This is a genomic window from Marinomonas rhizomae (assembly GCF_024397855.1).
Taxonomy (GTDB): domain Bacteria; phylum Pseudomonadota; class Gammaproteobacteria; order Pseudomonadales; family Marinomonadaceae; genus Marinomonas; species Marinomonas rhizomae_A.
Genome location: NZ_CP073343.1, coordinates 3,138,387 through 3,154,410, shown reverse-complemented (window position 1 = coordinate 3,154,410; position 16,024 = coordinate 3,138,387). Strand labels below are relative to the sequence as shown.

Sequence of the window (16,024 nt, the reverse complement as noted above, 5' to 3'; positions counted from 1 at the left end):
TCTTTTTAGTGCTGCTATTTAAAGCATCAATCTCAGTTACGGATCGCTTTTGCTTGTGCCACCGCATTACCGATGTAAGTGCTTGGTGTTAGCGCTTTCAATTCGGCTTTGGCTTGCTCAGGCATGTCTAGCGTATCGACAAAAGCTTCTATTGTCGCTTGGTCGATAGTGCGGCCGCGTGTTAGCTCTTTTAGTTTCTCGTATGGAGATTCGATGCCGTAACGACGCATAACGGTTTGGATTGGCTCAGCCAAAACTTCCCATGCATTGTTAAGGTCAGCTTCAAGGCGAGGCGCGTTGATTTCCAATTTGCTAATGCCTTTTAGGGTTGCTTGATAAGCAATTAAGCTGTGAGCCAAACCAACGCCAAGGTTACGAAGAACCGTAGAATCGGTTAGGTCGCGCTGCCAGCGAGAAATTGGCAACTTAGCGCTCAAGTGACCCATGATTGCGTTCGCAATACCCAAGTTGCCTTCAGAGTTTTCGAAGTCAATTGGGTTAACTTTGTGTGGCATTGTAGAAGAGCCAATTTCGCCAGCAATGGTTTTTTGCTTGAAGAAGCCCATGGAAATGTAGCCCCACACATCGCGGTCGAAATCGATTAAGATGGTATTGAAACGGCAAATCGCATCGTACAACTCGGCGATGTAATCATGTGGTTCGATTTGAGTCGTATAAGGGTTCCAAGTCAAACCTAAAGAAGTCACGAAGGCTTCAGCGTGTGCTTGCCAATCAACGTCTGGGTAAGCCGAAAGGTGAGCGTTGTAGTTACCCACCGCGCCGTTGATTTTGCCTAAAAATTCAACGTTTTCGATTTGCTTAAGTTGACGGCTAAGACGTGCTGCTACGTTGGCCATTTCTTTACCAACGGTGGTTGGGGAAGCGGTTTGGCCGTGCGTGCGAGACAGCATAGATTGCTCTGCGTGCTCAATCGCTAGATCTTGAACGGCTTTGATAACGTTTTTAAGCTCTGGAGCAATGCCTTCTTCCAATGCTTCACGCAACATCAATGCATGAGATAAGTTGTTGATGTCTTCAGATGTACAAGCAAAGTGAACAAATTCAGAGATAGCAGCAAGTTCTGCATTGTCTGCCATTTTGTTCTTAATAAAATATTCTACCGCTTTGACATCGTGGTTCGTGGTTTTCTCAATGTCTTTAATGGCTTGTGCATCAGCTTCACTGAAGTTTTCAGCCAATTGATCTAATAAAGCGCTCGCTTCATTGCTCAATGCTGGAACTTCGATAATTTGTGGGTGTTTGGCAAGAGCCTGTAGCCAGCGAACTTCGACTATGACTCGCATACGCAGCAAACCATACTCGCTCACGGAGCGACGTAGTACGTTTGTTTTCGATCCGTAACGACCGTCGATAGGGGAAATTGCATTTAAGCTAGTTAATTCCATTGAGATAACGCCTCGAACATGGTTTTCAGGGAGCGGCTATTATAGGCAAAAGGGGGGCGCACTTCTATGGCGTGAAAGGGATTAGCTTTGTTTTGTTGATGATTTTTCCAACAAAATGAAAAAGCCCCAAGTAAGCGAGTTACTTGGGGCTTTGATTTCACTTTCAAGACAAAATGTTTGTCCTAGGTCTGTCTTCTTATAGAGAAGATAGAGCACCGTTGAACGTTGCGCTAGGACGCATGATCTTAGCCACTTCATTTAGATCCATGTGGTAGTAACCAGATAAGCCAGAAGGCTTGCCTTGTACTGCCGCAAGTTCAGCAACGATCTTGTCTTCGTTATCGGCAAGTTGCTTAGCAAGAGGAGCGAATTTCGCTGCCAAGGTTGCATCTTCCGTTTGTGCCGCAAGTTCTTGAGACCAGTACAACGCTAGGTAGAAATGGCTACCACGGTTATCAATGTCGCCCACTTTGCGAGAAGGAGACTTGTTGGTGTCTAGCAATTTGCCAGTCGCTTTATCTAAGCACTTAGCAAGAACTTTTGCTTTTTCATTGTTGTGCTTAATACCAAGCTCTTCGAAAGATACCGCTACGGCTAGGAATTCACCTAGAGAGTCCCAGCGAAGGTAGTTTTCGTTCACAAGCTGTTGAACGTGCTTAGGAGCAGAACCGCCCGCGCCAGTTTCATACATGCCGCCGCCATTTAGCATGGGTACGATAGACAGCATTTTCGCAGACGTGCCCAATTCTAAGATTGGGAACAGGTCAGTTAGGTAGTCACGTAGGATGTTACCTGTTACGGAAATAGTGTCTTTACCGCGAATAATGCGTTCCATAGAGAAACGGATTGCTTCGTTGTAAGACATGATGCGAATGTCTAGTCCGCTTGTATCGTGGTCTTTTAGGTAAGTTTCTACTTTTTTACGTAGCTCGTTATCGTGTGCGCGAACGTCTTCTAACCAGAAAACAGCAGGTGTGTCAGATTGACGGGCACGAGTAACACCTAATTTTACCCAGTCGCGAATAGCAGCGTCTTTGGTTTGGCAAGCACGCCAGATATCGCCTTTCTCAACATTGTGCTGCATTAGGACATTGCCGTTTGCATCCACAACGCGCATCACGCCGTCAGCTTTCATTTCATAGGTTTTATCATGAGAGCCGTATTCTTCTGCTTTTTGAGCCATTAGGCCAACGTTTGGCACTGTACCCATTGTAACTGGATCGAATGCGCCGTTAGTTTTACAGAAGTTGATAGTTTCTTGGTAAATACGCGCGTAAGTGCTGTCTGGAATGACAGCTTTCGCATCGTGTGCTTTACCATCGCGGCCCCACATTTTACCAGAGTTACGGATCATTGCAGGCATAGACGCATCAACGATTACGTCGCTTGGTACGTGAAGGTTAGTGATGCCTTTGTCTGAGTCTACCATCGCTAGTTCAGGACGTGTTTTGTAAACGTCTTGAATGGCTTGTTTGATTTCTTCTTGCTTCGCTTCTGGAAGGCTTTGAATTTTATCGTAAACGCTACCCAAACCGTTGTTTGGGTTAACGCCGATTTCTTTGAAAAGCTCACCGTATTTTTCGAAAACGTCTTTGTAGAAAACTGTGACCGCGTGACCAAATACGATTGGGTGAGACACTTTCATCATGGTGGCTTTTAAGTGTACAGACCACATGATGTTGTCTTCTTTCGCTTCTTGTAGTGATGCTTCAAAGAAAGCGCGAAGCTTTTGAGTGCTGATGTTCATGCTGTCGATGATTTCACCAGCAAGCAGAGGAAGGGATTTTTTCACTTCGACAGAGCCGTCTTTCGCAACGAATTCAATCTTAACTGTTTGAGCGGAATCCATAGTAGTGGACTGCTCAGAAGAGTAAAAATCACCATCACGCATGTAGTCAACGTGTGAAACAGATGTTTTGCTCCATTTGCCCATTGAATGAGGGTTTTTACGAGCGAAGCCTTTAACGGCCGCTGGCGCGCGACGGTCAGAGTTGCCTTGACGAAGAACAGGGTTTACTGCACTACCAAGCACTTTAGAGTAGCGCGCTTGAACGTCTTTTTCTTCGTCTGTTTGTGGGTTTTCTGGGTATTCAGGAAGGCCGTAACCTTCTGCGTTCAATTCTTTGATTGTTGCGTAAAGCTGTGGCAAAGAAGCACTGATGTTAGGCAGTTTCACAATGTTCGCTTCAGGATTTGCTGTTAGATCACCTAGGAACTTTAGGCCGTCTTCTGCTTGTTTGTCTGCAGGAAGTAAGTCTGAAAAAGCAGCGATAACACGACTTGCTAAAGATATATCCGTTAGTTTTAGTTCTATGTCTGCTTCTTTCGCGAAAGCGCCAAAGATAGGAAGCAGAGACGCGGTTGCCAGAGCTGGCGCCTCATCAGTAAATGTATAGTAAATGGTTTGTTTCGTTGACATGTAATTCCCCTAACATTTCAGGCATTAGCCTATTGAATCGAAGATGACTTTTAGCCGCCATTCCCTAATTTAAACTGCTCTTACAGGTTAACCCGCACAGGTTAAAAATTTGTACGATATACTACCTAAAAAACCAACATAGATATATTGGCTCTCAGATATAGTGGAAATTGATTTCAATTATTCACTGAGGATTTTATTGAATCAATTTGAGTGTCAATTGCCTATTAAAGGTGATTTATGAGACATAAAAAAAGACCCGGCGGGTCTTTTTAAATTAATTACGTGACTCTAGAGCATTCAATAATGCTTTTCTTTTAAAGATTAAATGCCAGCGCTTTCCGCCAAGTTGTCGCCATAGCATTGCGGCTCGAATGCCCGACATCAAAATAGCCCGAACTTGGTTAGCGACTTGCGGTTGCTGTAAGAAGCGACTGTCGCCATGTACTTGAATGCGAAAGGATAATTTACTTAAGGTATCTTGGTACATTCCTGAAATCGACGCCAACATGTTTTCGTGTAGAACGCTCTCATAATGGGCTTTTTTCTGTTCGATTTGAGCAATTTTTTGCCCGATAGTCGACAGCATTTCGGGCGTTTTAGCGAGCTTGTTTTCAAGGTGAATCAAGCTAAGCGCGTACCTCAAGGTGTCGGGGTTCACGCTACTGCGTTCCTTGCCTAATGCTTGACGAGAGATTTTTCTTCCTAAAGCAAGATTGGTTGAGCAATCCCATTGGCCGCCATAAATATCTTCGGTAGAGGCTGCATTAACCATTAATAAACTGTCTAATAATGGTTGTAGGCTGGCATTATCAACTTGGCCTGTTTTCGCTAGAATTGATACTAATTCTGCCGCTTGAAAGATGGCGGTTAGGGCGATAGTTTGCTCTTTTTCTCTGCTGCTCACGTTTTCTCTCTTAATAACTACTTGTTAAAAGCGACGTTAATTATGCCGCCACCAAGACACACTTCGTCTACATAAAGCACCACGGATTGGCCAGGCGTGATTGCTCGCTGCGGTTCCACAAAGGATACTTCAACGCGGCCATCGGCTAATTCAATGATGGTGCATTCTTGGTCTGGCTGACGATAACGGCATTTTGCTTTGCATGTTAGTGGGAAGCTTGGTTTTTCTCTCGCAACCCAGTCGAAGTTGTCGGCGATTAAATGTGTTTTAAACAAGGACTCATGTTGGCCGCCTTGCGTAACGATCAGAACATTACGTTCTAGGTCTTTCTCAACCACATACCATGGATCGTCTGAATATTTGGCTAAACCACCAATACCTAAACCTTGGCGTTGACCAATAGTGTGGTACATCAAGCCGTGGTGGCGGGCAATTTTATCGCCTTCTAGGGTTTCAATATTACCGGGTTGAGCGGGTAAGTATTGCTCTAAGAAATCTTTGAAACGGCGTTCGCCGATAAAACAGATGCCAGTGCTGTCTTTTTTGTTGTGAGTGACCAAGCCGAATTCTTCTGCCAAGCGACGTACTTCTGGCTTTTCAAGTTCACCAACAGGGAAGAGGGTTTTCGCTATTTCGTCTTTGCCAACCGCATACAAAAAGTAGCTCTGGTCTTTGTTGCCGTCTAGGCCTTTTAGGAGTAATGGTTCGCCATCTTTTTCACCACGACGAACATAATGTCCAGTGGCTATATAATCCGCGTTTAATGCCATCGCGTATTCTAAAAACGCTTTGAATTTGATTTCTTTATTACACAGAATATCTGGGTTTGGCGTGCGTCCAGCTTTGTACTCAGCAAGAAAGTGCTCGAAGACGTTGTCCCAGTATTCTGAGGCAAAGTTAGCCGTATGTAGCTTAATGCCTAGTTTGTCAGATACGGCTTGCGCATCGGCTAGGTCGTCTTTAGCGGTACAATATTCTGTGCCATCGTCTTCGTCCCAGTTCTTCATGAACAGACCTTCAACCTGATAACCCTGTTGCATCAAGATAAGCGCAGATACAGAGGAGTCGACACCGCCGGACATGCCGACAATGACTTTTTTTGAGCTGTTTGCGTTGTTCGCAATAGGGCTTTCTTTCATGAGCTGTGATTTCTCGACTATTATTTTCGCAAAGCGAAGAGGCGTTGCCTCAAATGAATGTAATGTTGGTTATTGTATCACTTTCTGATTATTGGCATAGGCCGAAGAAATTGATCCGATACAAAAGATAAGGAGATAATGGGGTTATTAAATGAATCTTCAATGCAGGCTTTAATTAATGGGCTGCGATGAGGCAGTACCATGATTTCTTCATACGTTAGCCAATGGCTAGAAACAATGTCCTTATCGAGCGGTTCATGAGTTTCGCTCACAGCTTCGCATAAGAAACACAGACGGTGATAAGTGTCTGCCCCTTCGTAAGGTGTAAATGCATACATTCCAAGCAGGCCGATAGGTTCTACTAGCCAGCCTGATTCTTCTCTTGTTTCGCGAATAACGGCTTGAATGACGCTTTCGTTATTTTCGACGTGGCCGGCTGGTTGGTTTAGTACTAGGTTTCCGTCTTGCCATTCCTTCACCATGAGAAACTTTGTTGCCTTGGGGTCTTCGTTGCCCATTCTCACTAGGGCGGCGACGGTTAGGTGAGGCAGTCTTTCTCTTTCTCTTTCTTTGTTCTTCAAACTGAGTAACCTCTTTTAGTAAATTGTCAGTTGGCTCTATGTGGTTCCATTGGCCAACCCCTGTATTTTCTAAAGTATAAGGACCAATGGCATAGCGAATTAACCTGAGTGTTGGAAAACCAACGGCAGCCGTCATTCGACGAACCTGTCGATTTTTACCTTCGCGAATTTGTAGCGATAGCCAGCTTGTAGGGATAGCTTCACGATAGCGAACGGGTGGTGTTCTTTCCCAAACATTGGGTTCTGTCATGCGTTCTGCTTCGGCTGGTTTGGTGAGGCCGTCTTTTAGCTCAACGCCTTGCCTTAGTGTTTTTATGGCCTCGTCAGAAATTTCTCCTTCAACTTGAACCCAATAGGTTTTGGGGAGCTTAAAGTCTGGAGATGCGATGATGTGTTGCAACGCGCCTTGATTGGTCAGTAGTAAAAGACCTTCGGAATCAAAGTCTAGCCTGCCTGCTGGATAAAATTCGGGAGCGTCAATATATTGAGCAAGAGTGGTCTTATCGCCTTCTACGGAGAATTGACTGAGTACTCGAAAAGGTTTGTTAAATAAAATTAAGTTAGAGGACATGGATTCGATTATAGAGTTGAGAAGAGGGTACGAGTATAAAAAAAACAGCACAAAAGAGCGTTAGTCTTACTCCTCATTATGAGGAGTAAGATAACAAATTCGCTTCAATATAGCGATGGTAACGCGGTTCTAAGCTGGCTGAGTATTTTTATCGTCGGAGTGAGTCCCCTCTTGTTTAGTGTTTTCTGTTGCTGCTGTCGGATTGATTTCAATCGCGTGAAGGCCTCGCTCTCCTGGCTCGACATCAAAGGTCACTGCCTGGCCTGCTTTTAGCGTTTTGTAGCCCTCAACATTAATAGCTGAATAATGAATAAATAAATCTTCATTAAAATCTTCCGACACAATAAAGCCATAGCCTTTTGCATTGTTAAACCACTTCACTGATCCGTGATGCATGAGTCACTCCTTATCCACTCAGTCGATATTTGCTTATGTCACTCAAAATGAGTAATGATGACGTTAAGCGCGTTAAAAAACAGAACTCGGATAGCGCAGATTGCTAAATAGGTGCAAATTGTTTTTGAGCAATCAATGCTAAAATTTTAACAATAAACATTGATTGCACATTTGGTCACCCCAATAAAGAGCGTAGAAGCCCTTTTGGGATTTGTAAAATCCAAATGGTAGTCTGTAACGTATATAAGTGGTAATGAGTCAGATTTGGCCAGTTACGTAAAAAATTGTAGCCTCAGAGGCATGGGATGATTACAGATCAACAAATTAGACTAGTATCAGAAGATGACGAGCAACATGGGCACTCCAGTATTGCGATTGCTCCTGAAGAAACAGAGTTAAAACCACCTTCCATGTATCAGGTGGTGTTATTTAATGATGACTATACGCCAATGGATTTTGTCGTATTTGTGTTACAGAGGTTTTTTTCTATGGATGGGGAGAAGGCTAATCAGGTAATGTTAGAAGTGCATCAAAAAGGGAAAGGTGTTTGCGGTATTTACCCTTTTGATATTGCTGAAACCAAAGTAGCAATGGTACAACAGTTCGTGGAACAAAATGAGCACCCCTTAATGTGCGACCTACAAAAGGTTGACTGATTCAGAGTGAGGGAATAGCAATGTTAGATAAAGAACTAGAACAAACCCTGAATACGGCTTTTAAAGCGGCGCGTGACAAGCGCCATGAATTCATGACGGTTGAGCATTTATTATTAGCTCTTATTGAAAATGGCGCTGCTTCAAGCGTCCTCAAAGCATGTGGTGTGAATTTAGATACCTTAAGTAAGGAGCTTGAGGAATTTGTTGATAGTACAACACCTCTAATTCCTGAAGATGATGAAGAACGTGAAGTTCAGCCAACATTAGGTTTTCAGCGCGTATTACAGCGTGCGGTTTTCCATGTTCAATCCTCTGGTAAACGAGAAGTGACTGGTGCGAATGTGCTGGTGGCTATTTTTAGTGAGCAAGAGAGTCAAACGGTTTATCTTCTCAAGCGACATGGCGTAGCGCGAATTGATGTCGTCAATTATGTGGCGCACGGTATTTCTAAAACTGGCGAAGCTTCTTCTCAAGATATGGATCATGATGACGAGGCAGAAGATACGAATACTGCGCCGTTGCAAAAATTTGCTACTAATTTAAATGAAGAAGCTAAAGCTGGAAAAATAGACAAACTGATTGGGCGTGAATACGAAGTTGAGCGAGTAATACAAACACTTTCTCGCCGTCGTAAAAATAATCCTCTCTTGGTTGGTGAGTCTGGCGTTGGTAAAACGGCTATTGCTGAAGGCTTAGCAAGACGTATTGTTGATGGACAGGTGCCTGATGTCATTGCGGACGGTGTTGTTTATTCGCTAGATTTAGGCGCGTTATTAGCAGGAACTAAATACCGCGGTGATTTTGAAAAACGCCTTAAGCAATTGCTAGGTGAATTGAAAAAACTACCGAATGCGATTTTGTTTATTGATGAAATTCATACCATCATTGGTGCGGGGGCCGCTTCTGGCGGTGTCATGGATGCTTCTAATCTGCTCAAGCCTGTCTTGAGTTCAGGTGGTTTGCGTTGTATCGGTTCGACCACATTCCAAGAGTTTCGTGGTGTGTTTGAAAAAGACCACGCGTTGGCGCGTCGCTTCCAGAAAATTGATGTGAACGAGCCAAGTGTCGATGATACTTATCAAATTTTGAAAGGCATTATTGGTGCGTTCGAAGAGCATCATAAGGTTAAGTACGAAGAGCCAGCCTTGCTGGCAGCAGCCGAGCTTGCTCAGCGCTATGTGACAGATCGTCATATGCCTGATAAAGCGATTGATGTTGTGGATGAAGCTGGTGCTTATCAGCGACTACAGCCAGAAGAGAAGCGTAAAGCGGTTATCACGGTTGCTGACATTGAAGATATCGTCTCTAAGATCGCCAGAGTGCCTGTGAGAGCGGTTAACTCTGATGATAGACAAGTGCTGTCTAACCTTGAGCGTAACCTGAAAATGGTGGTCTTCGGGCAAGACAATGCCATTGATTCTTTATCCGCTGCGATTAAGTTATCTCGTGCAGGCTTGAAGGCTGAACAAAAGCCTATTGGTTCTTTCTTGATGGCCGGCCCAACAGGGGTTGGTAAAACAGAGGTTACCAAACAGCTAGCTAAACAATTAGGGCTTGAGCTCATTCGTTTCGATATGTCGGAATACATGGAGCGTCATGCCGTGTCTCGATTGATTGGTGCACCACCAGGCTATGTTGGTTTTGATCAAGGTGGCTTGCTAACGGAAGCGGTGACGAAGAACCCACACAGTGTCGTGCTATTGGATGAGATTGAAAAGGCTCACCCAGAGGTCTTTAACTTGCTTCTGCAAGTAATGGATCACGGTACTTTGACGGATAACAACGGACGCAAGGCGGATTTCCGTAATGTGATTTTGGTGATGACTTCGAATGCGGGCGCTGAAGAATTGGCTCGTCGTTCGATTGGTTTCTCTAGTCAAGATAACTCAACGGACGGTATGGAAGTGATTAATCGAACTTTCACACCAGAATTCAGAAACCGCTTAGATGCTGTTATTCAGTTCCAGCAATTGGATGAACGCATTATCTTTAACGTGGTTGATAAGTTCTTAGTCGAGTTACAGGCCCAACTTGATCCTAAAGGTGTCTTATTAGAGGTCTCAGACACTGCCAGAGGTTGGTTAGCCAACAAAGGCTACGATCGCCAGATGGGTGCACGTCCGATGGCTCGAGTGATTCAGGAGCATTTGAAGAAGCCTTTAGCGGATCATATTCTTTTTGGCGATCTTCATGATGGCGGTCACGTCAAAGTGGCGTTGGATGAAAAGAGTGATGAGTTGAAGTTTGAAGTAATCAAAGAAGCGGTTGTTCATTGATTATTACAATTAAGAAATGACCCCCTTCTTTTGAAGAAAGGGTAGGGGGTTACCTTAAGAAGACATAAAAAAACCGGACTCTGTCCGGTTTTTTTATGTCTTCTGTCTAAGCTGCCCTTGCTGGGTTGCTTAAATTAACGTGCGCGGTAAACAATACGCCCTTTAGAAAGGTCGTAAGGTGTTAATTCAACTTTTACCTTGTCGCCAGTTAAAATACGAATGTAATTTTTACGCATTTTACCAGAGATATGTGCAATCACTACGTGTCCGTTTTCTAACTCGACACGGAACATGGTATTAGGCAACGTATCAACGATAGTGCCCTCCATTTCTAAGCCTTCTTCTTTTGCCACAATATGTGTCCTATGGTGTTAACTTACTATTATTTAGTAGACGCCGACCATACCCAAAAGGAGGTCTGCAGACGAAGAGGAAAGGTGTTCCTCTTTGGTCAATTGAGCGCTAAACAGCTTAATCATGATTGTGCATTTAGCGACGTCTGAATTTTGATCGAGCGTATTTTGCCTAAAAAAGCAGCGTAAGGCAAACCTAGTTGTGTTTTCACGCTGTCTATTTTTGTTCTAAATCGGCTGTTTATCCACTTTTTTGCCAATATTGATGAGTGCTGGGTTCTTTTTGATGCTTGGAATGAGTTGCTCTAGGTTGCTGCAGAAATATTTTCTAGGTGTTTTTTGGGCACCAAGGGACAGCAAATGGTCAGATTCAACCTGGCAATCTATTAATTCTATCTTGCAGCTTTTTGCCAATTCGCAGAATGTCTTTAATGCTATTTTTGATGCGTTTGGTGTGAGCGAAAACATTGATTCACCAAAAAACATATTTCCCATCGCGACGCCATAAAAACCACCGACAAGTTTGTTGTTCAACCATATTTCAATGGAATGTGCGTAGCCTAATTTGTGTAGCTCTGTATAAGCATTTTTAATGTCTTTGGATATCCAAGTGCCTTCCTTGTCTGCTCGTAGCGCCGAGCAATAACCGATTACGGACTCAAAGTTCTGATTGACTGAAAATAACCATTGGTCTTTTTTGATGGCTTTTTGAAGTGATCTAGACGCGTGAAAATCGTCTGGGTTAAGAGTGCATCTTTGCTCTGGGTGCCACCACAGGATGGGATCAGGATCGCTAAACCAAGGGAAAAAGCCTTTACTGTACAGATGAAGTAGTCGAGTAGGGGATAAGTCGCCACCAATGGCGGATAAGCCTTCAGGATCTTCTAACGCCTTGCCGGGGTCTGGTGTGTCGTAAGGTGACTCTGACAGTAATACAAGCTCGTGTTTATCTTCGGTAGCTGTTGCTGACATGAAGTGGTTATTATCCTTAATTTTCAATTAATTTGATAATCCGATTATAGTTCCTTTCCTCTTAAAAACTATTGTTTGATGGTTTTTATCAAGAAAAGCTAAAGAAAAAAAAACTCTACCCGATAAACTAATTAAGGAAGAAAAGATATTCAGCTTGCGACTTATTGACACGATGTTATTCTTAGTTGGCTTAAATGTGCACGAAGAGCTTAAGAAAAATGTCCGTAAAGGGTCTTGTTGAGTGCTTTTCGTCCAAAAAAGAGCGGAAAATGAAAAAAAAAAGAAAAAAAGTGCAAGGAGTGCTTGACCCGTAATGGAAAACTTGGTTTTAATCGTTGCAGTCCTAAACGGTAATTCGAAAAGATAATTTGAATACGGTGTCGGGAACTACAAGAATAATTGCTTTTTTGACAGCTGTCATGAAAGTGAAACTGATGGGTTTTAAGATACATGAATCGTTGATTTAACAACGTTTCTTGGATAGATGAAAATCGATCGATAGGTCTACAAGACCATATTATATAATATAAAGGGGAATCTTGAATGAAAGCGATTAAACTTGCTTCTGTGTTTGCGGTAACTGCTGTTGCGGCTGCTGTTTCTACTGCTACTTTCGCTGCTGATGCAATCATCACTGGTGAAGCTGGTGTTGAATATGTTATGACAAAAGACGGTACTGATGAGCTTGATGGTACAGATCTTGGTGAGCTAGAGCTTCACGTAGATACTGGTATTGTTTATGCTGAGCTTGAATTCAAAACTACTGGTGATGATGAAGGCACTGACATCAACATGGAAAAACTGTACGTAAAACAAGGTGCAGTATCCTTTGGTCGCTTTGATGGTACAGTAGCGACTGGCTCTTTCATGGGTATGGATGAGATTTACGGCGGTGTTGATTTAGTAACTTCTGATGATACTGACAACACTGGTATCCGTTACAAAGTTACTCCAGAGCTAACTCTTGCAGTAGAATCAACTCCTTCAACTGGTGCAGAAGATTCTGATATCGGTGTTGCAGCATCTTACGTAATGGATTTTGGTGGCTTTAAAGCTGGTATCTCTGGTGGTGCTGTAGGTGATGCTAATGCGGCAAACATTGGCTTACAGACAGTTGCTGGCCCAGCGACATTGTCTCTTAACTACGGTACTGGTTCAGCAGGTGTTAATGGTGATACTGATGTTTCTAAAATGACTGCGTCTGTTGCTCTTGCTGCAACTGATGCTTTGACTTTGACTCTTGAGTACTCTCAGGATATGGAAACTGATGGCGAGCCTTCTGCAACTTACTTCATTGGTGAATACGTATCAGGTGATTTGACTTACTACGTGAAAAACTACGCTGGTGATACAACAGAAGCAACTATCGATGCTGGCGCTGAGCGTACAATCGTTGGTGTTAAAACTTTCTTCTAAGATTTTTTATAAGGTCTCCTGCATTGGAGAGTGCCTTATCTTAGTAAAAGCGAAAGCCAGCCCTTTGGGCTGGCTTTTTTTATGGTAAGCTTAGCGAACTTGTGGCTCCGCTACATGGAGTGGGTTTTGTTTTGATTAGCATAAAATAGGAAGTACGTTTTGTCAGAAAAGATGAGTGAGTCGGTACGATCACCAATTTGGGATATGTTTGCTAAACAAGCAGCGTTTATTGCGGCTTTGTTATTTTTATTCTTTTTTGGTTTAGCGACCTATACTTATAATCCGGCAGATGCAGGTTGGTTTTATTCTGGTAGTGGTGCGGCGACTCAGAACTCAATGGGGCCAATTGGTGCCGTTATCGCAGATTTAGTATCTGGCTTTTTTGGATCTTTGTTTTATTCTTTACCGCCATTGTTTTTTTGGGTAGCTGTGATTATATGGCGTAACCCACACTCCTTATTGCCCCTCAATAATGCTTTGCTCTGTACAATTGGCAGCATTTTATATTTATCTTTTGGTTCTGTACTTTGCTTTTTGCATACCGTTGGTGAGACGTCTTTACAGTATGGTACTGGTGGTATTCTAGGTCGCGGACTTGGTGTCTTGTTGTACCGTTTTATTGGTTATGATGGTGCAACGTTAGTTAGTCTGGCCTTGGTGATTTTGGCGTTTACTTTGCTTTCTCAAGTTCATTGGTTGAGCTTGATGGATCGTTTGGGTGAAAAAGCATATACGTTTGCTGTGTTTATCCAGCAGAAATGGTCACAAAACCGTGCTGCTAAAGCCAATAAAAAAGCTGAATCTGCAGATATTATTTCAGATGAAGCTGAAGAGCCTGCCATTGTCAGAAAACGAAGAAAAGCATCTGTTGAAAAATCAAAAGTTGAACCTGTTGCGAAAGAGCAGGTCAGCGATAATGTTTTATTTGAAGATCCAGCTAATGCTGAGTTTTCTGAAGAAGAAACTAAAAAAACCAAGTTTAGCTTGTCTTCACTGTTCTCAAAGTCTAAGTCTGCGAAAGCGGATGAGCCTGTTACAGATTTGCCAGCAAATCATGAAGAGCCCGCGTTTGGTGATTTAGACGATCTATCTGTCGATGGTTTATCCTTTGACGATAAAGACGTCAATTTTGGCGACACTCTGTATATCGAAGAAACTTGGTCGACAAAACGTGATGACACAGCGCAAGAGGCCGTTACTCAGACCACACAAACGGCAAGGGTGGAACCTGTAGAGTGGGAGGATCAGCAAGAGGTTGCTCCTTCAGGTGTGTCTAAAGATCAAGCCGATGCTATGTTGTTTGATCATGATAAGCAGCCTTCTACCATTCCTCCTGCGCACAAACCGGCATTTCGCACCTTATCGGAAGCGAAGCAGCTGGACTCACTTGGTGGGCCTTATTCTGATGAAGTTGAGAGTGATAAAAAAATAGAAGCTTACTCTTTGCCTGATCGATCCGTTCTTACCAAGCCAAAACCAAAACAAGGCGGTTATTCCGAAGATGAGCTATTGGCTTTGTCTGAATTGTTAGAGCAGCGCTTACAAGATTTCGGGGTAAAGGCGGAAGTGGTTGAAGTTAATCCCGGTCCAGTTATTACTCGTTTTGAAATTCAGCCAGCACCGGGCGTGAAAGTGTCACGTATAACCAATTTGGCAAAAGACCTTGCGCGTTCTTTGAGTGTGATGAGTGTGCGAGTGGTGGAAGTGATTGCTGGTAAATCAACCATAGGGATCGAGATTCCTAATCAGGTTCGCGACACCGTGTATTTTTCGGAAGTGATTAATTGCGATGCCTACGATCGATCTTCCTCGCCACTAACCTTGTCCCTTGGTCATGATATTTCTGGTGAACCTGTTGTTGTCGATCTAGCTAAAATGCCCCATGTATTGGTGGCAGGTACGACAGGTTCAGGTAAATCGGTTGGTGTTAATGCCATGATCTTAAGTATGTTGCTGAAGTCGACTCCAGACGAGGTGCGTATGATCATGGTCGACCCTAAAATGCTTGAACTGTCGATTTATGAAGGTATTCCGCACCTTTTAACCCCAGTCATTACTGACATGAAAGACGCAGCGAATGGCTTGCGCTGGTCGGTAGATGAAATGGAACGTCGCTATAAACTCATGTCGAAATTAGGCGTGCGAAATATTGCGGGTTACAACAAAAAAGTACGTGATGCGATTGAGGCGGGTAAGCCGATCGAAGATCCGTTATGGCAACCTGAAATGGCCATGTTCTCAGAAGATGGTGTCGCTCGGACTGTACCGTATTTAGAGCCTTTGCCTTATATTGTGATTATAGTCGACGAGTTTGCCGACATGATGATGATTGTTGGTAAAAAAGTAGAAGAGCTGATTGCTCGTATTGCACAAAAGGCAAGGGCGGCAGGTATTCACTTGATTTTGGCGACACAGCGTCCATCTGTGGATGTTATTACCGGCTTGATTAAAGCCAATATCCCAACGCGTATGGCCTTTCAGGTATCTTCGAAAATAGACTCCAGAACCATTCTCGATCAAGGTGGTGCAGATCAGCTTTTGGGGATGGGTGACATGCTGTACTTGCCTGCGGGTCTTCCTACGCCAATTCGTGTACATGGTGCTTTCGTTTCTGATGAAGAAGTGCATGCTGTGGTGGAGGAATGGAAAGAGCGAGGCGAACCTGATTATATTCAGGATGTCGTTGTTAACCCTGAAGACCTAATGACAGATGGTGGTGGAGAAGATAAAGATGCACTTTATGATGAAGCTGTGAAAATTGTCATTGAAACGCGTAAAGCTTCGATCTCGTCTATTCAGCGGCGTTTGAAAATAGGTTACAACAGAGCGGCTAATTTGGTTGAAGCAATGGAAGCGGCTGGTCTAGTCGGTCCAATGGGAACCAATGGGCAGCGTGATATTTTGATTCCTGAATAAAAAGGATTGAAGCGTT

General features: G+C 43.5%; 13 protein-coding genes. 4 read left to right on the top strand and 9 right to left on the bottom strand.

The window, feature by feature from the left end:
- Positions 1-32: 32 nt before the first annotated feature.
- The 7 genes from purB to KDW99_RS14835 form a co-directional block, all read right to left on the bottom strand.
- The gene (purB, locus tag KDW99_RS14865) at positions 33-1,406 is read right to left on the bottom strand and encodes an adenylosuccinate lyase (protein ID WP_255825792.1); all 1,374 of its coding nucleotides are present in this window, start codon (positions 1,404-1,406) and stop codon (positions 33-35) included.
- A gap of 196 nt (positions 1,407-1,602) precedes the next feature.
- On the bottom strand, positions 1,603-3,825 hold the full coding sequence (locus KDW99_RS14860) for an NADP-dependent isocitrate dehydrogenase (protein ID WP_255825790.1): 2,223 nt from the start codon (positions 3,823-3,825) through the stop codon (positions 1,603-1,605).
- Positions 3,826-4,102: 277 nt separating this feature from the next.
- Entirely contained in the window at positions 4,103-4,732 is a 630-nt protein-coding gene (gene hflD / locus KDW99_RS14855) for a high frequency lysogenization protein HflD (protein WP_255825789.1), read from the bottom strand.
- Between the two features lie 17 nt (positions 4,733-4,749).
- Positions 4,750-5,871, bottom strand: a complete 1,122-nt coding sequence (gene mnmA, locus KDW99_RS14850; protein ID WP_255825788.1) for a tRNA 2-thiouridine(34) synthase MnmA — start codon at positions 5,869-5,871, stop codon at positions 4,750-4,752.
- Positions 5,872-5,948: 77 nt separating this feature from the next.
- A complete protein-coding gene (locus tag KDW99_RS14845) occupies positions 5,949-6,389 on the bottom strand; it encodes an NUDIX domain-containing protein (protein WP_370646816.1) in 441 nt (146 codons plus the stop codon).
- Positions 6,289-7,023 carry a pseudouridine synthase gene (locus KDW99_RS14840; RefSeq protein ID WP_255825786.1) on the bottom strand — a complete coding sequence of 245 codons (735 nt, stop codon included), beginning with the start codon at positions 7,021-7,023 and terminating at the stop codon, positions 6,289-6,291. Before KDW99_RS14840 ends, KDW99_RS14845 begins: the two co-directional genes overlap by 101 nt.
- Before the next feature lie 129 nt (positions 7,024-7,152).
- Positions 7,153-7,419: a cold shock domain-containing protein gene (locus KDW99_RS14835; protein ID WP_255825785.1), complete on the bottom strand. Its 267-nt coding sequence runs from the start codon at positions 7,417-7,419 to the stop codon at positions 7,153-7,155.
- Positions 7,420-7,724: 305 nt separating this feature from the next.
- Between KDW99_RS14835 and clpS the strand changes: the two genes are divergently transcribed.
- Together clpS and clpA are read left to right on the top strand one after the other, a co-directional pair.
- On the top strand, positions 7,725-8,075 hold the full coding sequence (gene clpS, locus KDW99_RS14830) for an ATP-dependent Clp protease adapter ClpS (protein ID WP_012070938.1): 351 nt from the start codon (positions 7,725-7,727) through the stop codon (positions 8,073-8,075).
- A gap of 20 nt (positions 8,076-8,095) precedes the next feature.
- A complete protein-coding gene (gene clpA, locus KDW99_RS14825; protein ID WP_255825783.1) occupies positions 8,096-10,351 on the top strand; it encodes an ATP-dependent Clp protease ATP-binding subunit ClpA in 2,256 nt (751 codons plus the stop codon).
- A 134-nt stretch (positions 10,352-10,485) separates the two neighbouring features.
- On the opposite strand, the gene infA is transcribed toward clpA, so the two are convergent.
- Together infA and aat are read right to left on the bottom strand one after the other, a co-directional pair.
- Positions 10,486-10,704 carry a translation initiation factor IF-1 gene (gene infA, locus KDW99_RS14820; protein WP_255825782.1) on the bottom strand — a complete coding sequence of 73 codons (219 nt, stop codon included), beginning with the start codon at positions 10,702-10,704 and terminating at the stop codon, positions 10,486-10,488.
- A 228-nt stretch (positions 10,705-10,932) separates the two neighbouring features.
- A complete protein-coding gene (gene aat / locus KDW99_RS14815; RefSeq protein ID WP_255825781.1) occupies positions 10,933-11,676 on the bottom strand; it encodes a leucyl/phenylalanyl-tRNA--protein transferase in 744 nt (247 codons plus the stop codon).
- A gap of 543 nt (positions 11,677-12,219) precedes the next feature.
- Here aat and KDW99_RS14810 point away from each other — a divergent pair.
- Together KDW99_RS14810 and KDW99_RS14805 are read left to right on the top strand one after the other, a co-directional pair.
- Complete coding sequence (locus KDW99_RS14810; RefSeq protein WP_255825779.1) at positions 12,220-13,092, top strand: hypothetical protein; 873 nt, start codon at positions 12,220-12,222, stop codon at positions 13,090-13,092.
- 159 nt (positions 13,093-13,251) lie between these two features.
- Complete coding sequence (locus KDW99_RS14805; protein WP_370646815.1) at positions 13,252-16,008, top strand: DNA translocase FtsK; 2,757 nt, start codon at positions 13,252-13,254, stop codon at positions 16,006-16,008.
- Positions 16,009-16,024 lie beyond the last annotated feature (16 nt).